Annotated in this window: 24 protein-coding genes; 10 read left to right on the top strand and 14 right to left on the bottom strand. The window is 66.7% G+C overall.

Annotation, left to right across the window (positions count from 1 at the left end):
- Positions 1-12: 12 nt before the first annotated feature.
- Together ABC347_RS14045 and ispG are read right to left on the bottom strand one after the other, a co-directional pair.
- A complete protein-coding gene (locus ABC347_RS14045) occupies positions 13-240 on the bottom strand; it encodes a hypothetical protein (protein ID WP_413246340.1) in 228 nt (75 codons plus the stop codon).
- A 34-nt stretch (positions 241-274) separates the two neighbouring features.
- A complete protein-coding gene (gene ispG / locus ABC347_RS14040; protein WP_413246339.1) occupies positions 275-1405 on the bottom strand; it encodes a flavodoxin-dependent (E)-4-hydroxy-3-methylbut-2-enyl-diphosphate synthase in 1131 nt (376 codons plus the stop codon).
- 73 nt (positions 1406-1478) lie between these two features.
- Here ispG and ABC347_RS14035 point away from each other — a divergent pair, with 73 nt between their 5' ends.
- Positions 1479-2405 carry an isoaspartyl peptidase/L-asparaginase family protein gene (locus ABC347_RS14035; protein WP_413246338.1) on the top strand — a complete coding sequence of 309 codons (927 nt, stop codon included), beginning with the start codon at positions 1479-1481 and terminating at the stop codon, positions 2403-2405.
- Between the two features lie 7 nt (positions 2406-2412).
- Here the strand turns inward: ABC347_RS14035 and ABC347_RS14030 are convergent, their stop codons facing one another.
- From ABC347_RS14030 to gyrB, 9 genes are all read right to left on the bottom strand, one after another.
- Positions 2413-2688 carry an acylphosphatase gene (locus ABC347_RS14030; protein WP_413246337.1) on the bottom strand — a complete coding sequence of 92 codons (276 nt, stop codon included), beginning with the start codon at positions 2686-2688 and terminating at the stop codon, positions 2413-2415.
- A gap of 9 nt (positions 2689-2697) precedes the next feature.
- On the bottom strand, positions 2698-3447 hold the full coding sequence (locus tag ABC347_RS14025) for a glucose 1-dehydrogenase (RefSeq protein WP_413246336.1): 750 nt from the start codon (positions 3445-3447) through the stop codon (positions 2698-2700).
- On the bottom strand, positions 3444-4046 hold the full coding sequence (locus ABC347_RS14020; protein WP_413246335.1) for a hypothetical protein: 603 nt from the start codon (positions 4044-4046) through the stop codon (positions 3444-3446). The genes ABC347_RS14025 and ABC347_RS14020 overlap by 4 nt, the downstream gene beginning before the upstream one ends.
- Complete coding sequence (locus tag ABC347_RS14015) at positions 4046-4975, bottom strand: electron transfer flavoprotein subunit alpha/FixB family protein (protein WP_413246334.1); 930 nt, start codon at positions 4973-4975, stop codon at positions 4046-4048. Before ABC347_RS14015 ends, ABC347_RS14020 begins: the two co-directional genes overlap by 1 nt.
- Complete coding sequence (locus ABC347_RS14010) at positions 4972-5721, bottom strand: electron transfer flavoprotein subunit beta/FixA family protein (RefSeq protein ID WP_413246333.1); 750 nt, start codon at positions 5719-5721, stop codon at positions 4972-4974. The genes ABC347_RS14015 and ABC347_RS14010 overlap by 4 nt, the downstream gene beginning before the upstream one ends.
- Before the next feature lie 107 nt (positions 5722-5828).
- The gene (gene sucC, locus ABC347_RS14005) at positions 5829-7028 is read right to left on the bottom strand and encodes an ADP-forming succinate--CoA ligase subunit beta (protein WP_413246332.1); all 1200 of its coding nucleotides are present in this window, start codon (positions 7026-7028) and stop codon (positions 5829-5831) included.
- A gap of 120 nt (positions 7029-7148) precedes the next feature.
- On the bottom strand, positions 7149-7475 hold the full coding sequence (locus tag ABC347_RS14000) for a hypothetical protein (RefSeq protein ID WP_413246331.1): 327 nt from the start codon (positions 7473-7475) through the stop codon (positions 7149-7151).
- A 41-nt stretch (positions 7476-7516) separates the two neighbouring features.
- A complete protein-coding gene (locus tag ABC347_RS13995; RefSeq protein ID WP_413246330.1) occupies positions 7517-8062 on the bottom strand; it encodes a Ros/MucR family transcriptional regulator in 546 nt (181 codons plus the stop codon).
- A 110-nt stretch (positions 8063-8172) separates the two neighbouring features.
- Positions 8173-10647 (bottom strand): DNA topoisomerase (ATP-hydrolyzing) subunit B, encoded by a 2475-nt coding sequence (gyrB, locus tag ABC347_RS13990; RefSeq protein WP_413246329.1) that lies wholly within the window; start codon positions 10645-10647, stop codon positions 8173-8175.
- Positions 10648-10819: 172 nt separating this feature from the next.
- On the opposite strand from gyrB, the gene ABC347_RS13985 reads away from it, so the two are divergent.
- The gene (locus ABC347_RS13985) at positions 10820-11455 is read left to right on the top strand and encodes a choice-of-anchor C family protein (RefSeq protein WP_413246328.1); all 636 of its coding nucleotides are present in this window, start codon (positions 10820-10822) and stop codon (positions 11453-11455) included.
- Positions 11456-11565: 110 nt separating this feature from the next.
- Here the strand turns inward: ABC347_RS13985 and ABC347_RS13980 are convergent, their stop codons facing one another.
- Positions 11566-11994: a cupin domain-containing protein gene (locus ABC347_RS13980; protein WP_413246327.1), complete on the bottom strand. Its 429-nt coding sequence runs from the start codon at positions 11992-11994 to the stop codon at positions 11566-11568.
- Between the two features lie 54 nt (positions 11995-12048).
- On the bottom strand, positions 12049-12795 hold the full coding sequence (locus tag ABC347_RS13975) for an OmpA family protein (protein WP_413246326.1): 747 nt from the start codon (positions 12793-12795) through the stop codon (positions 12049-12051).
- 152 nt (positions 12796-12947) lie between these two features.
- On the opposite strand from ABC347_RS13975, the gene ABC347_RS13970 reads away from it, so the two are divergent.
- The 5 genes from ABC347_RS13970 to ABC347_RS13950 all read left to right on the top strand — a co-directional run bounded on the left by ABC347_RS13970 (position 12948) and on the right by ABC347_RS13950 (position 15994).
- Complete coding sequence (locus tag ABC347_RS13970; RefSeq protein WP_413246325.1) at positions 12948-13568, top strand: YbhB/YbcL family Raf kinase inhibitor-like protein; 621 nt, start codon at positions 12948-12950, stop codon at positions 13566-13568.
- 11 nt (positions 13569-13579) lie between these two features.
- A complete protein-coding gene (locus ABC347_RS13965; RefSeq protein WP_413246324.1) occupies positions 13580-14383 on the top strand; it encodes a DUF72 domain-containing protein in 804 nt (267 codons plus the stop codon).
- 162 nt (positions 14384-14545) lie between these two features.
- Positions 14546-14890 (top strand): DUF4398 domain-containing protein, encoded by a 345-nt coding sequence (locus ABC347_RS13960; RefSeq protein WP_413246323.1) that lies wholly within the window; start codon positions 14546-14548, stop codon positions 14888-14890.
- Positions 14891-14904: 14 nt separating this feature from the next.
- Complete coding sequence (locus ABC347_RS13955) at positions 14905-15747, top strand: OmpA family protein (RefSeq protein WP_413246322.1); 843 nt, start codon at positions 14905-14907, stop codon at positions 15745-15747.
- Between the two features lie 97 nt (positions 15748-15844).
- Entirely contained in the window at positions 15845-15994 is a 150-nt protein-coding gene (locus tag ABC347_RS13950; protein WP_413246321.1) for a hypothetical protein, read from the top strand.
- Between the two features lie 54 nt (positions 15995-16048).
- Here ABC347_RS13950 and ABC347_RS13945 read toward each other — a convergent pair whose 3' ends face one another.
- On the bottom strand, positions 16049-16423 hold the full coding sequence (locus ABC347_RS13945) for a JAB domain-containing protein (protein WP_413246320.1): 375 nt from the start codon (positions 16421-16423) through the stop codon (positions 16049-16051).
- Positions 16424-16542: 119 nt separating this feature from the next.
- On the opposite strand from ABC347_RS13945, the gene ABC347_RS13940 reads away from it, so the two are divergent.
- The 3 genes from ABC347_RS13940 (at position 16543) to ABC347_RS13930 (ending at position 18811) form a co-directional block, all read left to right on the top strand.
- Positions 16543-17337: a thymidylate synthase gene (locus ABC347_RS13940; RefSeq protein WP_413246319.1), complete on the top strand. Its 795-nt coding sequence runs from the start codon at positions 16543-16545 to the stop codon at positions 17335-17337.
- Positions 17334-17819: a dihydrofolate reductase gene (locus tag ABC347_RS13935; protein ID WP_413246318.1), complete on the top strand. Its 486-nt coding sequence runs from the start codon at positions 17334-17336 to the stop codon at positions 17817-17819. The genes ABC347_RS13940 and ABC347_RS13935 overlap by 4 nt, the downstream gene beginning before the upstream one ends.
- A gap of 68 nt (positions 17820-17887) precedes the next feature.
- Complete coding sequence (locus tag ABC347_RS13930; RefSeq protein WP_413246317.1) at positions 17888-18811, top strand: bifunctional riboflavin kinase/FAD synthetase; 924 nt, start codon at positions 17888-17890, stop codon at positions 18809-18811.
- The last annotated feature ends 11 nt before the right edge of the window (positions 18812-18822 follow it).

Raw genomic sequence — 18822 nt, 5'->3', positions numbered from 1 at the left:
GAACGAAAATGATCACGTCCCAACGTTGGGCTTCGACGCCGCGACTGCAGGCTCCATCTCAACCACCCCGATCCGCAGCCGATCGATCCGTGCATCGCGCAACCGGAGTGAACCGATTGAGAGGCGGCCGATGGCGAGCGCGCCGATCGCCACCGCGCCCATCGCAAACGCGCCCAGCACGAACGAGGCCGCCGCCAGTGCGCCGGCGGAACCCGCACCGATCCTCCCCGTCCTTACCACGACGGGGAGGTGCCCGGATTCGCCCGGCACCGCGCTATTCGGCTGCCTGAGCTTGCTCTTCACGGGCATTCGCCGCCTCGATCTCGGCGGCCTTCGCCTCGACCAGCTTCACGATGTGATCCACCATGTCGGCATCCTGCACCGTGTGATCGGTCACGCCCGACAGATAGACCATATGCTTGCCGGCGCCCCCGCCGGTCAGCCCGATGTCGGTCTCGCGCGCCTCGCCGGGTCCGTTCACCACGCAGCCCAGCACCGACAGCGACAGCGGCGTGTTGATATGCTTCAGCCGCTCTTCCAGAGCCTCGACCGTGCGGATGACGTCGAACCCCTGCCGCGCGCAGGACGGGCAGGAGACGACGCGCACGCCGCGCGTGCGGATGCCCAGCGACTTCAGTATCTCGTAGCCGACCCGCACTTCCTCTTCGGGCTCGGCCGACAGGCTCACGCGGATCGTGTCGCCGATGCCCGCCCACAGCAGGTTGCCGATCCCGATCGCGGATTTCACGGTGCCGCCGATCAGGCCGCCCGCCTCGGTGATGCCCAGATGCAGCGGGCAATCCACCGCATCGGCCAGCTGCATGTAAGCGGAGACGGCCAGGAACACGTCCGACGCCTTCACCGCCACCTTATAGTCGTGAAAATCATGATCCTGCAGCAGCTTGATATGATCCAGCGCGCTTTCGACCAGCGCTTCCGGGCAGGGCTCGCCATATTTTTCGAGCAGATCCTTTTCGAGGCTGCCGGCGTTCACGCCGATCCGGATCGCGCAGCCATTGGCCTTGGCCGCGCGCACCACTTCGCCCACCCGATCCGAAGAGCCGATATTGCCGGGGTTGATGCGCAGGCAGGCCGCACCTGCATCTGCCGCTTCCAGCGCGCGCTTGTAGTGGAAATGGATGTCGGCGACGATCGGCACCTTCGCCGCGCGAACAATCTGGCGAAGCGCCGTGGTCGAGGGCACATCAGGACAGGAGACGCGGATGATATCGACGCCCACTTCCTCGCATCGCCGGATCTGGTCGATCGTGGCGCGCGCATCTTCGGTCGGCGTGTTGGTCATCGTCTGCACGGTCACGGGCGCATCGCCCCCCACCGGCACCTTGCCGACCATGATCTGACGGGATTGGCGGCGCGCGATATCGCGCCAGGGACGGACGGACATGGAGACCCTTCGCGCTTGGCTGTCCGCCTTCTATAGGCGTGCGCGCACGCATTGATAAGCCGGAGAGACACGCATGGCCGATCCCCACTGGACCCTCGTCCTCCACGGCGGATCGGGATCGATGCGACGCGGCCGGCTGTCCGAGGCGGACGATGCCGGCGGTCGCGCCGGGCTGGCCGCCGCGCTGGAGGCGGGCTCCGCGATCCTGCGTGCCGGCGGGGCGTCGCTCGATGCGGTCGAAGCGGCGATCCGCGTGCTCGAAGATGATCCGCACTTCAACGCCGGCCGCGGCTCCGTCTTCACCGCCGAGGGCCGCGTCGAATGCGATGCCGCGATCATGGACGGGGCGGAGCGGCGCGCGGGTGCCGTGGCGGGCGTCCGCACCACGCGCAACCCCGTCACGCTGGCGCGCGCGGTGATGGATCGCAGCGCGCATGTCTTCCTGGCGGGATCGGGCGCGGATGCCTTTGCCCGCGAACAGGGTGTGGAAGCCGCGGATCCGAGCTGGTTCGAGACGGAGGAGCGCCGCCGCCAGCTGAGCGAAATCCTGGCCGATCCCGACGCCCCGTTTGATTCGGGGATGAAATACGGCACCGTCGGCGCGGTCGCGATCGATGGGGCGGGGCATGTCGCCGCCGCCACCTCGACCGGCGGGCTGACCGGCAAGAAATGGGGCCGCGTCGGCGATTCGCCGCTGATCGGGGCGGGCACCTATGCCGATGATCGCGCCGCCGCGATCAGCTGCACCGGCGCGGGCGAATATTTCATCCGCCTGGGCGTCGCCCACGAGATCGCAGCGCGCGTGCGGCTGGGTGGCTGGACGATCGAGGAAGCCGCCGACGCGCTGGTCTCGGAACTGGGCGATATGGGCGGCAAGGGCGGCGTGATCGTGGTCGGTCGCGACGGATCGGGCGGCTGGGCGTTCAACACGCCCGGCATGTACCGCGCCATGGCGACCCACGATGCGCCGCCGGAAATCGCGATCTACGACGACGAGTGAAAATCGGTCAGACGGTCGCCCGCTGGGCGAATTCGTCGAACGGCTCGGCGGTCGCCTCCTCATCGATGACCTGATCGACCCGCGCCGCCGGCGGCCCATCGTGCAATCGCGCGATGAACAGCGCCATCTGTTCGGACGGCGCGGCCGCACGGATCTCGACGCTGCCATCCGCACGGTTGCGCACCCAGCCGTCGATGCCCAGCGCCTTCGCCTGCTCGACCGTCCAGGCACGGAAGAACACACCTTGGACCCGGCCGGTGACGCAGATCAGGCGGTGGATCATGCATGCACCCTAAAGATGCGTGCCCCCGCTTGCCTCGATCAGCTGGCCCGTCACCCAGCGGGCATCGTCGGATGCCAGAAAGGCGACGACATCGGCAATATCTTCCGGCTTGCCGATACGACCGAGCGCGGCGCTGTTCTCGAGGTAAGTCACGGTGGCGGGATCGGACAGCAGCGGCCCGGTCAGTTCCGTATCGGTCGCACCGGGCGCGACGCCGTTGACCGTGATGCCGCGCGGCCCGAGCTCGGTCGCGAGCGAGAGGGTCATGGCGTTAAGCGCGGCCTTCGACATCGCATAGGCCAGGCAGCCGGGATAGGCTGCCTGCGTGACCATCGACGAGATGTTGATGATCCGCCCGCACGCCCGCAGCCGCGGCAGCAGCGCGCGGGTGATGAAGAAGGGCGCGCGGGCGTTGATCGCCATCTGGCTGTCGAACGCGGCCTCGTCGGTTTCAGCCATGCCCGTCATCGATCCGATGCCGGCATTGTTGACGAGGATGTCGATCCCGTCCGCCTGCGCTGCCAGCGCGGCCGCGATTGCAGCTGGGGCGTGAGGATCAGCCAGATCGGCTTCGACGAGGAAGCCGGTGCCCCCGGCGCCCACGATCTCGCCCAGCGCCTCATCGGCTGCGGATCGGCGATGGCCGTAATGGATCGCAACGTTTGCACCGTCGCGTGCCAACCGCAGGGCGATCGCGCGACCGATCCCGCGCGATCCGCCCGTAACGAGCGCGACCTTGCCGGCGAGCCGTGCGGTCACCGCGGCGGATCGATGCGAAGGGATGCCACGATTCTTTCGACATCCGCCCGGCTTCCGGTGCGCTCATCCTGGCGGATGCCGGTCCCGATGATGAAGAAGTGCGATCCGTGCGGCACCACCCAGAGATCGGAGCTGACCGGAAAATTGCGGCCATCCGCGACAAGCTCATAGTCGATGCGCACATGGCCGGCCGGAAGCCCGGAAACCGTCGTTGCGTGTGGCGGGATGACAGGCATGGCCCCGAACGCCTTCTCGAGCCCAGGCACCATCGCCTCGATGATCTGAACGCCACTCCTACCCACAAAGGCTCCCGCCGGCCGGAGATTGATCTTGAAGCTGGGATTCAGATCGTCGAACGGCTCGGGATAGCGCGCGAATGCGAACATCGGCACTGTCGCGTAGCGCGCCACAGCTGCGGCGAAATCCATGTCCCTGATCTCGGCGCGCGACAGGGTCTCGCGATTCTGTTCGGCCGTGACCGCGACCCAGCCATCGGGCATTGTCACCCGCACCCCGGCGGTCGGGTTGCTGAATTCCACCGGTGCCGCATTGGCGGCGGCAGCGGCGGCGATTAGCACCCAACCGACGGCATGGCGCATCACAGCTTCTCGGTCAGTTCCGGCACCAGCTTAAACAGGTCGCCCACCAGGCCGAGGTCGGCAACCTGGAAGATCGGCGCGTCCTCGTCCTTGTTGATGGCGATGATGGTCTTGCTGTCCTTCATGCCGGCCAAATGCTGGATCGCGCCCGAGATGCCGACCGCGACATAGACTTCCGGGGCCACGATCTTGCCGGTCTGGCCGACCTGATAGTCGTTGGGTGCATAGCCCGCATCGACTGCGGCCCGCGAAGCGCCGACGCCCGCGCCCAGCTTGTCCGCCAGCGGATCGATCAGTTCGTGGAACTTCTCGCTCGATCCCAGCGCACGGCCGCCCGAAACGATGATCTTCGCCGAGGTCAGCTCGGGCCGCTCGGACTGGGCGATTTCCGCACCGACGAAGCTGGACAGGCCGGCATCGGCCCCACCGGACACGGCCTCGACCGTGCCCGATCCGCCTTCGCGCGCAGCCTTCGCAAACGCGGTACCGCGTACCGTGAGCACCTTCTTCGCGTCCGACGATTGCACGGTAGCGATTGCATTGCCCGCATAGATCGGACGCGTGAACGTATCCTCGCTCTCGACCGACAGGATGTCGGAAATCTGCATCACGTCCAGCAGCGCGGCCACGCGCGGCGCGACATTCTTGCCGGTTGTGGTGGCCGGCGCCACGAACGCGTCGTGATGGCCCATCAGCTCGACGACCAGCGGCGCGAGATTCTCGGCCAGATTGTGGGCCAGCGCCGCATTGTCGGCGACATGCACCTTGCCGACGCCTGCGATCTTCGCGGCTGCCTCGGCCGCCGCCGACACGCCTTCACCGGCGACGAGAAGATGAACCTCGCCCAGCTGCGACGCGGCAGTAACAGCGGAAAGCGTGGCGTCCTTTACCTGGCCGCCTTCATGTTCGACGAGGACGAGCGTCTTCACTTGGCGACTCCCATTTCCTTGAGCTTGGCGACGAGCGTGTCGACATCGGGCACCTTGATGCCGGCCGAGCGCTTGGCCGGCTCGACGACCTTCAACGTCTTCAGCCGCGGCGCGGTCTCCACGCCGTAATCCGCCGGCGTCTTGTTCGCGAGCGGCTTGGACTTGGCCTTCATGATGTTCGGCAGCGACGCATAGCGCGGCTCGTTCAGCCGCAGGTCGGTCGTCACGATCGCGGGCGTCTTCAGGGTGACGGTCTCGAGCCCGCCATCGACTTCGCGCGTCACCGTCACGCTGTCACCGGCGACTTCGACCTTGGACGCGAAGGTGCCCTGCGGCCGCCCGGTCAGCGCGGCCAGCATCTGGCCGGTCTGGTTGCTGTCGTCGTCGATCGCCTGCTTGCCCAGGATCACGAGGCCCGGCTGCTCTTCGTCGACCACGGCCTTCAGGATCTTCGCCACCGCCAGCGGCTCGACCTCGTCGTCGGTCTGCACCAGGATCGCGCGGTCCGCGCCCATTGCCAGCGCGGTGCGCAGCGTTTCCTGCGCCTTCTGCACACCGATCGACACGGCGACGATCTCGGTGGCGACGCCCTTTTCCTTCAGGCGGATCGCTTCCTCGACAGCGATTTCGTCGAACGGATTCATCGACATCTTGACGTTGGCCAGGTCGACGCCGCTGCCATCCGCCTTCACGCGCGGCTTTACGTTGTAATCGATCACCCGCTTGACGGGGACGAGGATCTTCATGGTCGCTTCCCTCTCCTCACGGCATCACTCCGGCTCGCCGGGATCGGCTCCGCGGGCCCGGCCCGGGCGGAGCGCGATGCCGGCCGCAGCCGGCCCGATGCAGAACCCTAGGCCGCCTTCTTCACCTGCGCCACGATCTTGCGGGCGGCATCGCCCAGATCGTCGGCGGAAACGATCGGCAGGCCCGAATTGGCCAGGATCGCCTTGCCCTGCTCGACATTGGTGCCTTCGAGACGAACCACCAGCGGCACGCCGAGGTTCACCTCCTTGGCCGCTGCCACGATGCCATCGGCGATGATGTCGCAGCGCATGATGCCGCCGAAGATGTTGACGAGAATGCCCTCGACCGCCGGATCGCTGAGGATCAGCTTGAACGCCGCCGTCACCTTTTCCTTGCTGGCGCCGCCGCCGACATCGAGGAAGTTGGCCGGGAACGCGCCATTCAGCTTGATGATGTCCATCGTGGCCATCGCCAGGCCGGCGCCGTTCACCAGGCAGCCGATCGTGCCGTCGAGCTTGATATAGGCCAGGTCGTATTTCGATGCCTCGACCTCGGCCGGATCCTCTTCGGTCTCGTCGCGCAGCGCGGCGACGTCCGGGTGGCGGAACAGGCTGTTCGAATCGAACGACACCTTGGCGTCCAGCACCAGCAGCTTACCGTCGTCGGTGGTGACGAGCGGGTTGATCTCCAGCATCGACATGTCGGTGCCGACGAACGCGTCGTACAGCTGGCCAACCAGCTTCACGCACTGCTTGTTCAGATCACCCTTCAGCTGCAACGCGAACGCCACGGCGCGGCCGTGATGCGGCTGGAAACCCTCGACCGGATCGATGATGATCGTGCGGATCTTCTCGGGCGTGTCATGCGCGACTGCCTCGATGTCCATGCCGCCCTCGGTGGAAGCCACGAGCGCGATCCGGCCGCTGGCCCGATCGACCAGCATCGACAGATAATATTCATGCGCGATATCCGCGCCATCGGTGATGTAGAGGCGGTTCACCTGCTTGCCGGCCTCGCCGGTCTGGATCGTGACCAGCGTGTTGCCCAGCATCTCGGACGCGTGACTGCGTACCTCGTCGATCGACTTGGCCAGGCGCACGCCACCCTTGGCATCCGCGCCCAGTTCCTTGAACTTGCCCTTGCCGCGGCCGCCGGCGTGGATCTGCGATTTGACCACCCACAGCGGCCCCGGCAGCTTGCCCGCGGCGGCAACCGCCTCGTCCACCGAAAGCGCCGCATGGCCGGCGGGGATCGCCACGCCGAACTTCGCCAGCAATTCCTTGGCCTGATATTCGTGGATGTTCATGCGTCCGCCCTGCCAGGATGAAGAGTCGGACGGGCCTAAAGCATGAAAGCGGCGGCGTTGCCAACCCTGACGCCTTCGCCAGTGCAAAGCCCGTCTTGGCGGCTCGCCGGGGGACTAGCCCTATCCGGCAATTGCGCAGCCCAACCCTGCACGCGTGACGACAGTCACGATCTCCGGATCGCCAAGCGCGTCGAGCCGGTCGATCAGTTCGCGCACCGAAAGCCGCCCGACATCGCGGCCCGGCAATTTGGCGACGCGGCCGAGCGCACGGAGCTGCCCGATCGACAGCCGATCGACCATGCGTTCGGCCATGCAACCTGCGGTGCGGCGGCCGATGCCGGCCTCGATCAGCCGATCACGGACCTTCGCCTCGGGCGAAAGCGTGGCGCAGCCGGATGCCAGCAGGGCGGCGGCAGGCAGGGCGAGGAGGAAGCGGGCGCGTTTCATCGCTCCCGCTTTCATGCCTGCGCCTTAACAGCGGCTGAGCATCAGCCCTCGGTGGCGGGGGTGGCGGGCTTGCGGCCGCGCTTCGCCGGTGCCTTGGGCTCGGGCTTGGCCGCTTCCGGCTTTGGTGCGGCGGCCTTCGGCTTCGGTCCGCGCTTGGCGCCGCCGGCAGGCTTTTCGGCAGGGGCCGCAGCGGCAGGCTTGCGGCCAAGGCCGATCTTGCGCGCCAGCGTCTTGCGCGCCTCGCTGTAATTGGGCGCGACCATCGGGTAATCCGAAGGCAGACCCCACTTGGCGCGATATTGTTCGGGCGTCATCTGATAGTTGGTCATCAGGTAACGCTTGAGCATCTTCATCTTCTTGCCGCTTTCCAGCGACACGAGATAATCCGGCTTGATGCTCGCGCGGGCTGAAACCGCGGGCTTCTGCTGCGGGGCCGGTTCCGCTTCGGGCGTGCCGAGCTGCGACAGCGCCCGGTGCGTCGACTCGATCACGCCCGCGACCTCGCTCGCCCCCACCCGATTATTGGATACGAAGGCGGAAACGATATCGGCGGTCAGCGTTACGAGCAGTTCATCGGTATCCGGCATGGATGCGGCCCCTTTTCTAGAGTGGCTGGTCTATCGCTCAACTTCAGCCAAAAGAAAAGGCCGGCGCGAAATTGTCGGGCCGGCCCTGACTTGGATCAATCCGGCCGTCGTCAAACGTCGAGATTGACGACCGAAAGCGCGTTTTCCTGGATGAATTCACGCCTTGGTTCGACGACGTCGCCCATCAGCCGCGTGAAAACTTCATCGGCGATATCGGCCTGTTCGACTTCGACGCGCAAGAGTGACCGATGCGTCGGATCCAGCGTCGTTTCCCACAATTGTTCGGAATTCATTTCGCCCAGACCCTTGTAACGGCTGATCGAAAGTCCCTTGCGCCCTGCGGCCAGTACCGCATCGAGCAGTTCCGACGGCCGCGCCACTGCCTTGCCGCGCAGATCGGGCGCGGGCGCATCGTCCTCCCCGTCGCCAGCGGTTTCGGGCGCGGCGGTGGCGGAAGGCATCAGCCGCAGCGCGGTGCCGTAGATCTCGGCCTGCTCGCCAGCCAGGCCGTGCAGCTTGCGCGCCTCCGCCGATGCCAGGAAGCCCGGCTCGATCACATGGTGATCGGTCACCCCGCGCCACAGCCGCTGGAGATGATAGCCACCATCGGCCGATGGCGCCCCGCTCCAGCGTGCTTCCGAATCGATCCGTTCCAGCCAGACGGCGGTCCGGCTGGCGGCAGCGGCACGATCATCGCCATTGGGATCGAGCGCCCCGTTCAGGGCCAGCGCCTCGATCAGCGCCGGATCGTAGCGCTTGGGTGCATAGGCCATCAGCGTCCGCATCCGCCGCGCATGATCCAAGAGCTGAGCAAAGCCCGTCGTCGGCAGGCGCGCGCCACCCGCCTCGATCGCCAGCGCCTGGCTGCCGGCCTCGACCAGATAATCGTCCAGTGCGGCATCATTCTTCAGATAGACTTCGGACCGCCCCTTCGCGACCTTGTAGAGCGGCGGCTGGGCGATGAAGAGGTGGCCGCCACGGATGATCTCCGGCATCTGCCGGTAGAAGAAGGTCAGCAGCAGCGTACGGATATGCGCGCCGTCGACATCGGCGTCCGTCATGATCACGATCTTGTGGTAGCGCAGCTTGGCCAGGTTGAAATCGTCGCGGATGCCGGTGCCCATCGCCTGGATCAGCGTGCCGACCTCCTTCGACGACAGCATCCGGTCGAACCGCGCCCGCTCCACGTTGAGGATCTTGCCCTTCAGCGGCAGGATCGCCTGATAGTGGCGGTCGCGGCCCTGCTTGGCGGATCCGCCCGCACTGTCTCCTTCGACCAGGAACAGCTCGGACTTGGCAGGGTCCTTTTCCTGGCAGTCGGCCAGCTTGCCGGGCAGGCTGGCGATCCCCATCACCGATTTGCGGCTGGCCTCGCGGGCCTTCTTGGCGGCCTCGCGCGCAGCGGCGGCGTCGATCACCTTTTGGATGATCTGGCGCGCGTTCTGCGGATTCTCCTCCAGCCAATCGGCCATTTTGTCGGCGAGCAGGCTTTCGAGCGGCTGGCGCACTTCGGACGAGACGAGCTTGTCCTTGGTCTGCGATCCGAACTTGGGATCGGGCAGCTTGACGGAGACGATCGCGGTCAGCCCTTCGCGCATGTCGTCACCAGTCAGCGCCACCTTTTCCTTCTTCAGCAGGCCCGACTTGTCCGCATAGTTGTTCAGCGTCCGCGTCAGCGCGGACCGGAATGCCGCCAGATGGGTGCCGCCATCCCGCTGCGGGATGTTGTTGGTGAAGCACAGCACATTCTCGTGGTAGGAGTCGTTCCACTCCAGCGCGACATCGATGCCGATATCGTCCCGCTGGCCGGAGATCGCGATCGGCTCCGGAAACAGCGGCTGCTTGTTACGATCGAGATATTTCACGAACGCGGCGATCCCGCCTTCATAGAACAGTTCGACCTCGCGCCGCTCCTCATGCCGTGCATCGACCAGGAACAGCCGCACCCCCGAATTGAGGAAGGCTAGCTCGCGATAGCGATGCTCCAGCTTGTCGAAATCAAACTCGGTGATCTTGAACGTGTCCGCGCTCGGCGTGAAGCTGACCTTCGTGCCCTTTTTGCCGTTCGCCGGCCCGACCACTTTAAGTGGCGCCACCGCATCGCCGCGGCGGAACTGCATGTAATGTTCCTGATCGTCGCGCCAGATCGTCAGATCCAGTATATCGGATAACGCATTGACGACCGACACGCCGACGCCGTGAAGACCGCCCGAGACCTTGTAGGCGTTGGTGTCCGACGTGTTGTCGAACTTTCCGCCGGCATGCAGCTGCGTCATGATGACTTCTGCGGCCGACACGCCTTCCTCGGCATGGATGCCGGTCGGGATGCCGCGGCCATTATCCTCGACCGAAACCGATCCGTCGGCGTTCAGCGTGATCGTGATGCGATCGCAATGGCCGGCCAGCGCTTCGTCGATCGCATTGTCGCTGACCTCGAACACCATGTGGTGGAGGCCGGATCCATCGTCGGTATCGCCGATATACATGCCGGGCCGCTTGCGCACGGCATCGAGCCCCTTGAGGACCTTGATGGAATCTGCGCCGTAATCGCTGCTGTTCTGGGGAGTGCTTGCCATGCCGAGCATATAGGAAGCAGGGGGCCGCAGGGAAAGCGATACGTGCGCCCGCTGGGCCGCCTGGCCCGGAGTCCCGATTTGCAACGGCCGCATGTCCAAACGCGTGAAGAAACGATTTACCGAAACGCCGTTGTGCGTCATTACGGGAATAGACCAGACTCGAATTTTACAGGGGCCAACTATGCGCAAGCTGCTTCTCTCCATTGCCACGATGGCGCTGCTTCCCGGCGTGGCGAACGCCGCCGCCTTCCAGAACGGCAGCTTCGAGGACGGCCCCGACGCCGGCAGCTTCATCACGCTCTCCGCCGGTGACACTTCGGTTACCGGCTGGACGGTCGGCGCTGGAACCGTGGATTACATTGGCAGCTATTGGGTCGCTTCGGATGGCACGAACAGCTTCGATCTGTCCGGCAATGGCATCGGCAGCATCTCGCAGACCTTCGACACAATTGCCGGCCTGACCTACAACGTGACGTTCGACCTGGCCGGCAACCCGGCCGGCGATCCGGCCACCAAGACGTTGCTGACGATGGCCACCGGCGGTTCGACGCAGACCGACACCTTCACCGTCACCGGCGCCAACACGCTGGCGAACATGGGTTGGCAGACCTTCTCCTACTCGTTCGTCGCGCAGAGCGCATCGAGCACGCTGACCTTCTCGTCCGACACCGCCACGGCATTCGGCCCCGCGCTGGATAATGTCACCGTGACTGCGGTGCCGGAGCCTGCCGCCTGGGCGCTGATGATCGGCGGCTTCGGCCTGGTCGGCGGTGCAATGCGCCGTCGCGTGACGAAGATCGGCTACGTCGCCGTCTGACCGCAATAGCTTCCGGCGACAGCGTCGGAGAGGATCGAATGGCCCGTTGCGGAGACGCAGCGGGCCTTTTCGCTTTCCGGCAAGCCGCTCCGCGTGGGCCGCCGCCCGAATCAGCCGCCCGGTGCCCATCCCGGCGCTGCGAGCGTGAAGCCCGCAAAATCGAAACCGGGCACGACGATGCACGACATCAGCGCCCAGCCGCGATCCGCGCGGGCCGCCTGCCAGTGACCCGCAGGCACCAGCAGTTGGGGCGCATCGCCTGCCAGCAGATCGCTGCCGAGCCGGTCGGACGTGACAGGTCCGGCATCCCCTGCCGCCCGATCGAGCAGGATCGAAGTGCCGGCATGCCAGAGCCATAGCTCGGATGCGTCCACGCGGTGCCAATGCGAGGCCTGCCCGGCTTCCAGCAGGAAATGGATCGCGGTGCCGCGAGCTCGCCCGTCCGGGCCGGCCGCATCGCGCCAGGTCTCGCGATACCAGCCGCCTTCAGGGTGCGGCTGGAGGCCCAGCATCTCGATCATCGCGGCGGCATCGCTCATCGCGGGATCATCACCCGCCCCGGCCGCGCTGCGCAAGCCGGGGCAGGTGCCGGATCAATCGCGAAGCGCGAATCGATCCGCGCGCTGGCCGAGCAGCGTCACCTCGACGCGCCGGTTCTGTCGCATGCCGGCGGCGGTCGCGTTGCTGGCGATCGGATCGCGCTCGCCATGTCCGGCCAGCGAGAAGCGCGCACGCGTCACGCCCATATCCTCAAGTGCGTCGCGCACCGCTTCCGCCCGACGTTCGGACAAGTCGAGATTATGGGCGTCGCTGCCGCGCGAATCGGTATGGCCGTCGATCGCGATCCGCACTCCGCGGCTATCGGCGAGATAGGCTGCCAGCGGACGCAGCCGATCGCTCGCACCGGCACGCAGCACCGCGCTGTCGGTGGCAAACAAAACCTCTTCGGACAGCGACATGGTGGCGCCACGCGGCGTCTGGCGGAAACCATAATCCCGCATGGCGCGCGCATCCAAATGCGGCCGCGCGACCGGCACCGCATCGACGCTGGCCCAATCGAAACGATCGCGCCGCGCACCGGCAAGCTCGAAATAGGCGCGGTTGGCGGCGGCCGCCTCGCGGCGATTGATGCGGCCATCCTCGTTCAGATCGAAGTTGCGGATCACGTATGCGCGGCCGCGGGGCGAAGCGCGCAAAGCGGGATAGAGATCGGGCACGCCGATGCCCTCGAGCCGGAAACCGGGCCCGCCGGGCCGGAAATCCCAGCGCTGGGCGGTGGCCGGTGCCGCGGCGGCGGTGGTCGCGGCGAGGGCCGCCAGCAGGATGAACTTGTTGCTCATGGTCTTGATCCTCCGATGGGTCCCCACCCGGGCGGCCGATTGGCAGCGATGGCTTGAACGCCCGCTGAGCAGGTTTGAAAGCTGCGGTTCAGCGGGTCTGGAGCCGGATCGCGCATCCGTGCATTCTGTGATGCGGACGCGATGGAGGTTGGATGCTCGAACATGTGCCACAATGGCTGGGCCGCGCGATCCGCGGCCTGCGCGCCGGCCCGGAAAAGCTGGCGATCGCCGATCCCGCGCTTGGGTCGGGGTTTTCGGCGATGCGGCTCGGCAGCCCGGCCTTCGCCGATGGCGCGCGCCTGCCCGAGCGTTTCACCGCGGATGGCGCGGGTCTTTCACCGCCGCTGATCTGGAACGACGTACCGGGGGAGGCGCGCGCACTAGCCCTGATCGTGGAAGATCCCGACGCGCCGTTCGCGCAGCCGCTGGTCCATGCCGTCGTCTGCGGGATCGAGCCCGAGGCCGGCATGCTGGCGGAAGGCGCGATCGTAGCCGATGGTGATGGCACGCCCGATGGCCGCGATGTCGGCCGCAACAGCTATTTCCGCGAAGGCTGGTTGCCGCCCGATCCGCCGACCGGGCATGGCCCGCACAGCTATGTCTTTCAGCTGTTCGCGCTGTCCGAACCGATCGATCCGGGTGCAAGCCCGGGCCGATCCGGTCTGGTTGCGGCAATGGCCGGCAAGGTGCTGGCAGCCGGCGTGCTGACCGGCACCTATTCGCGCGGCGAGGAAGCACCGGTCGGCCCTGTCGGCAGCGCGCTTCCGGCTTGAAGGAAGCGGCGATGACGCAGGCGGGGCGGATCAGGGTGGGGATCGGCGGCTGGACGTACGAGCCGTGGCGCGGAACCTTCTATCCGCCCAAACTGCCGCACGCGCGCGAGCTGGAGCATGCCGCCGGCCAGGTCACTGCGATCGAGATCAACGGCACCTTCTATGGCCGGCAGAAGCCCGAGAGCTTCGAGAAATGGGCGGCGGCGGTGCCGGATGACTTCCAGTTCAGCCTGAAGGCATCGCGTTATGCGGTGAATCGCAAGGTCTTGGCCGACGCGGGCGAGTCGATCACCCGCTTCCTCGAACAGGGGATCACGCGGCTCGGGCCGAAGCTGGGGCCGATCCTCTGGCAGTTCGCGGCGACCAAGCAGTTCGACCATGACGATTTCGCAGCCTTCCTGGAGCTGTTGCCGCCCGAGCAGGACGGGTTGGCGCTGCGCCATGTGGTGGAGCCTCGGCACGAAAGCTTCCGTGATCCACGCTTCATCGATCTGGTGCGCGCGCATCGGGTAGCAGTCGTGATCGCCGATGGACCGGGCCGGCCGGTGATCCCGGACCTGACCGCAGACTTCGTCTATGCCCGGCTGCAGGACGCGCAGGAAACGATCGAGACCGGTTATTCCGCCGAAGCGCTCGATCGCTGGGCCGGGATCGCGCGGAGCTGGGCAGCCGGGCATCGCCCGCAGGGATTCGACTATGTCATCCCGGAACGCCCGAAGACCGAACCCCGCAATGTGTTCATCTTCATGATAAACGGCGCCAAGGTTCGCGCGCCGGCCGCTGCCAAGGCATTGATCGAACGACTGCCAGAGTGATCTGGTCGGCAACCTCCCCTTACATACGCAATCCGACAGCTATTCCGCGAAGAATCGGATCGCTTACCTTACAGTGACTTACGCCTTCCGCCTGATCATGTTGGAACAAGCTGGCGACTTATCGGGTTGAGCCGCCGCGATTGAACTGACTGGAGTGATCACATGCGTAGCAAGCTGAACGCGGCCTTCGCCGCGATGGCGCTCGCCGCCGTGGCGCTGCCGGGCGTTGCCCAGGCCGCGGACGAACGGGATGCCCGGGCCGCTGTTGCCGAGGCGCGCGGGAAGATCGAGGCGGCCGACAAGGCCGGTGTGGGCGGCGAGGCCGCCGACGTGCAGGCACGCGCCCGTGCCGCGCTCGAAAAGGCGGAGACTGCGATTCGTGACGATAACGAGGATCGCGCGCTGCATTATGCCGGCCAGGCCGATGCGCTTGCCGGGCTCGCCCAGGCCACTGCCGAACTGCGCAAGCTGACCGCCGAGCGCGACCAGCTTTCCGCCGCGCGCTGAACGGGAGACAGACGATGAAAACCATAATGAAGCTGGCCGGCGCCACGGCGCTGCTGACCGCCGTCGCCACGCCTGCGTTCGCGGACAAGAGCGACAAGCTCTATGTCGATCAGATGCGCGACAAGATCGCTGCTGCCCGTGCGCTGCCGGGCGTCGCCGAAAATGGCAGTGCCGAGCTCGACCGCGCCGAAGCTGCGCTGCCCGCGCTGCTGGACAATCTCGACGAGAACGAGACCGGCCAAGCCGACGCCATCACCGGGCAGATCGACGCGCTGATTGAGACCGCAAAGACCCGCGCCAAGATTGCGATGCTGAAGCGCGACGTCGAGCGGATGCGCGTCGCCGGCAATGCGCGCACCGATGCGCGGCTAGCGGATGCCGAAGCCACGGCGGCCGCCGCCCAGGCCGAGGCGCAAGAAGCGCGCGCCGAGGCCGCCGGCCTGCGCGCCGCGATGCGCGACTATCAGATGAAGCAGACCCAGCTGGGCGCCACGCTGGTGCTGCAGGATGTGGTGTTCGAAACCGGCAAGGCGCAGCTGAAGCCGGGCGCGATCGATCGGCTGCGTCCGCTGGCCGGCTATCTCAAGGCAAACCCGCAGGTGCGTGTGCGCATCGACGGGCATACCGATGCGCAAGGCGCGGATGCCTATAACCAACAGCTGTCGAACGCTCGGGCCGGCGCGGTGCGCCAGGCTCTGGCATCGGCCGGGATCGATCCAGCCCGGATCGAGGCGATCGGCCATGGCGAGGCCAACCCGATCGCCGACAACAAGACCGATGCCGGCCGTCAGCAGAACCGCCGTGTCGAAGTGACCTTGGTCGGCCAGCAGGCCAGCAGCTTCGCCGCGCTGAACTGACGCCGTTCGCCCCGCGGCGGGACCATCGGCCCGCCGCGGGGCGATTGCCGAAGCCCATGGCGAAGCGGTACAAGGCGGAGTCGCTGAGGACACTTCCATGCCCATCGCCATGATGATCGCCCTGCCCGTCGTCGCCGCCGCTGCCGCCACGGGCTGCGCGATCGTCGTCAATCGCGATCAGCGCGCGCGACGGCGTCGCGACCGGCACCGCCACATCCGGATCGATCTGTCACCACCCGACGAGTAGGGCGCGTGAAAATCGTCGGACTGCATGCAGGCGACCGGCACCAGGCAAATGCTGTCACAGCAGCCCGAGCGCGCGAAGGCTGTGCCAGCCGCCCCGCCCGACCACCAGATGATCGATGACGCGCAGGCCCAGCGGATGCGCAGCATCGGCCAACCGGCGGGTCGCGCGAAGATCGGCGGGGCTTGGCGTGGGATCGCCGCTGGGATGGTTATGCGCAATCACCAGCGCATCGGCGTCCAGCGCCAGCGCGTCGGCGATGATCTGGCGGATCGGCAGCGGCACCGAACCGGCGTCACCCGCCAGTGAGGAATAACCGAGCAATCGGCCCTTGCGATCGAGATGCGCGACTTCCAGCCGTTCTTCCGGCAGATTGGCCAGGCGATCTGCGAGCAGGGCGGCAGTGGCCTTGGCTGGAAAAGCATCGCCCATGGAACGTGGTTAACAAGCTTGCAGCGACGCGCGCGGCCAAGCTGCTCCGGTCTGGTGCCGGAGCGGACTGATCATGACCCGGCTTGGCTTGATCCCGCCGTCGCGCCATAAGCCCCCGCGTGCAGAATTATCTCGATCTGATGGCAGCGATCCTCGATCGCGGCGCGGTGCAGCAGGACCGGACCGGGGTCGGCACACGGTCGTTGTTCGGCCACCAGCTGCGATTCGATCTTGCTGCGGGCTTTCCGTTGCTGACGACCAAGAAGCTGCACGTCCGCTCGATCTTCATCGAGCTGCTCTGGTTCCTGCGCGGCGATACCAATGTCCGCTGGCTGCAGGATCGCAAGGTGCGGATCTGGGACGAATGGGCCGACGAGGCCGGCGATCTCGGCCCGGTCTACGGCCAGCAGTGGCGTCGGTGGGAGGCGGCGGACGGGCGGCATATCGACCAGATCGCGGACCTGATCCGCACGATCCGCACGAACCCCGGATCCCGCCGCCAGATCGTGACCGCGTGGAACCCGGGTGAGATCGACCGGATGGCGCTCGCCCCCTGCCACTGCCTGTTCCAGACCCATGTCGCCGATGGCAAGCTGAGCCTGCAGCTCTACCAGCGCAGCGCGGACATGTTCCTGGGCGTGCCGTTCAACATCGCCAGCTATGCGCTGCTGACCCACATCCTGGCCCAGCAATGCGATCTGGGCGTCGGCGAATTCATCTGGGCCGGCGGCGATTGCCACCTGTACAGCAACCATGTCGATCAGGCCCGGCTGCAACTGGCCCGCACCCCGCGCGCGCTGCCACAGCTGGTGATCCATCGCCGGCCCGGATCGATCGACGACTATCGCTACGAGGATTTCGAGATCGTAGGCTACGAGGCCGATGCCCACATTCCAGCGCCGGTGGCGGTGTGATCCGGCCCGAAATCGTGCTGGTGGTGGCGCGCGGCGATAACGGCGTGATCGGCCGTGACGGTGGCCTGCCCTGGCACTTGCCCGGCGACCTCAAGCATTTCAAGGCGATCACCATGGGCCATCCGATGGTGATGGGCCGGCGCACGTTTGAAAGCCTGCCCGGCCTGCTGTCCGGCCGCCGCCACATCGTGCTGACGCGTGATCGGGCCTGGCAGGCGGACGGCGCGGAAACCGCCGCCGACGTCGATGCCGCGATCGCGGCGGTGGGCGATGTACCGGCAATGATGGTGATCGGCGGCGCGGAGATCTTCGCTCTGTTCCTGCCGCGCGCCGATCGGATCGAGCTGACCGAAGTGCATCGATCGCCGGAGGGGGACGTAAGGATGCCGCCGCTGGGCTCGGGCTGGCGCGTCGCCGCCCGCGAGATGGGCGGGCCCGACTTCGATTTCGTGACGATCCTCCGCGACCGGCCGGATCGATAGCAGGCGGCGCGCCGACATCGCGATATCCCTCGATTGCCGATGCGCGCCGGCTTTCCTATAGCCCGGTCATGGAGCGGCTGACGAGCGACCGCCCGGTTCCCGCCCATCTGCGCGGTGCCGTCGTCGCGCTGGGGAATTTTGACGGCTTCCATCGCGGGCATCAGGCGGTGGTCGGCGCGGCGCGCGATATCGCCCGGGCCGAAGGCAGACCGCTGATCGTCGCCACCTTCGATCCGCACCCGGTGCGCTATTTCCGGCCCGATGCCCCGCCCTTCCGCCTGACGACGCTCGACCAGCGCGAACGGCTGTTCGCCGCCGCCGGGGCCGATGCGATGCTGGTGTTCGCCTTCGATGCCGAACTGGCGGCGCTGACGGCAGAGGCGTTCGTGGCCGAGCGGCTGGTGGCGCGTGCCGCCGCCGCCGCAGTGGTGACCGGCCAGGATTTCACCTTCGGCAAGGATCGCGGCGGCAATGTCGCGGTGCTGGCCGAACTGGGCCGCGCGCATGGCCTGGCCACGCATGCGATCGGCGCGGTGGCCGATGCCGACGGCCCGGTCTCGTCGAGCCGGATCCGCGACGCATTGCGCTCCGGCGACTGCGAGACCGCGACCCGGCTGCTGACCCGACCCTTCACGATCGAGGGGATCGTGCAGCATGGCGACAAGGTAGGTCGCACCATCGGCTATCCCACAGCCAACCTGCCGCTCGATCGCTATCTGCGCCCGGCTTACGGCATCTATGCGGTGCGGGGCCTGCTGCCCGATGGCCGCGTTTTGGATGGGGCCGCCAACCTCGGCATCCGCCCGACATTCGATCCGCCCAAGGAACTGCTCGAACCCTATTTCTTCGATTTCGCGGAGGATCTCTACGGCCAGCGCATCGAAGTGGCGCTGATCAGCTTCATCCGCGCCGAAGCGAAGTTCGACAGCCTCGATGCCCTGACCACACAGATGGATGCTGACTGCACCGAGGCGCGGCGGCGGCTCGCCTGACAACGAAGGCA

It is taken from the genome of Sphingomonas canaveralia (assembly GCF_047238125.1).
Lineage (GTDB): Bacteria > Pseudomonadota > Alphaproteobacteria > Sphingomonadales > Sphingomonadaceae > JBDFMH01.
The sequence above is the reverse complement of the archived record's forward strand: the minus strand, read 5'-3'. Positions and strand labels throughout refer to the sequence as shown.

Bases quoted from the DNA above. Each gene is read 5' to 3' on its own strand.
- ispG (WP_413246339.1), bottom strand. From the start codon at position 1,405: ATGTCCGTCCGTCCCTGGCGCGATATCGCGCGCCGCCAATCCCGTCAG.
- ABC347_RS14035 (WP_413246338.1), top strand. From the start codon at position 1,479: ATGGCCGATCCCCACTGGACCCTCGTCCTCCACGGCGGATCGGGATCG.
- ABC347_RS14030 (WP_413246337.1), bottom strand. From the start codon at position 2,688: ATGATCCACCGCCTGATCTGCGTCACCGGCCGGGTCCAAGGTGTGTTC.
- ABC347_RS14020 (WP_413246335.1), bottom strand. From the start codon at position 4,046: ATGCGCCATGCCGTCGGTTGGGTGCTAATCGCCGCCGCTGCCGCCGCC.
- ABC347_RS14010 (WP_413246333.1), bottom strand. From the start codon at position 5,721: ATGAAGATCCTCGTCCCCGTCAAGCGGGTGATCGATTACAACGTAAAG.
- sucC (WP_413246332.1), bottom strand. From the start codon at position 7,028: ATGAACATCCACGAATATCAGGCCAAGGAATTGCTGGCGAAGTTCGGC.
- ABC347_RS14000 (WP_413246331.1), bottom strand. From the start codon at position 7,475: ATGAAACGCGCCCGCTTCCTCCTCGCCCTGCCTGCCGCCGCCCTGCTG.
- ABC347_RS13995 (WP_413246330.1), bottom strand. From the start codon at position 8,062: ATGCCGGATACCGATGAACTGCTCGTAACGCTGACCGCCGATATCGTT.
- gyrB (WP_413246329.1), bottom strand. From the start codon at position 10,647: ATGCTCGGCATGGCAAGCACTCCCCAGAACAGCAGCGATTACGGCGCA.
- ABC347_RS13985 (WP_413246328.1), top strand. From the start codon at position 10,820: ATGCGCAAGCTGCTTCTCTCCATTGCCACGATGGCGCTGCTTCCCGGC.
- ABC347_RS13980 (WP_413246327.1), bottom strand. From the start codon at position 11,994: ATGAGCGATGCCGCCGCGATGATCGAGATGCTGGGCCTCCAGCCGCAC.
- ABC347_RS13975 (WP_413246326.1), bottom strand. From the start codon at position 12,795: ATGAGCAACAAGTTCATCCTGCTGGCGGCCCTCGCCGCGACCACCGCC.
- ABC347_RS13970 (WP_413246325.1), top strand. From the start codon at position 12,948: ATGCTCGAACATGTGCCACAATGGCTGGGCCGCGCGATCCGCGGCCTG.
- ABC347_RS13965 (WP_413246324.1), top strand. From the start codon at position 13,580: ATGACGCAGGCGGGGCGGATCAGGGTGGGGATCGGCGGCTGGACGTAC.
- ABC347_RS13960 (WP_413246323.1), top strand. From the start codon at position 14,546: ATGCGTAGCAAGCTGAACGCGGCCTTCGCCGCGATGGCGCTCGCCGCC.
- ABC347_RS13955 (WP_413246322.1), top strand. From the start codon at position 14,905: ATGAAAACCATAATGAAGCTGGCCGGCGCCACGGCGCTGCTGACCGCC.
- ABC347_RS13950 (WP_413246321.1), top strand. From the start codon at position 15,845: ATGCCCATCGCCATGATGATCGCCCTGCCCGTCGTCGCCGCCGCTGCC.
- ABC347_RS13945 (WP_413246320.1), bottom strand. From the start codon at position 16,423: ATGGGCGATGCTTTTCCAGCCAAGGCCACTGCCGCCCTGCTCGCAGAT.
- ABC347_RS13930 (WP_413246317.1), top strand. From the start codon at position 17,888: ATGGAGCGGCTGACGAGCGACCGCCCGGTTCCCGCCCATCTGCGCGGT.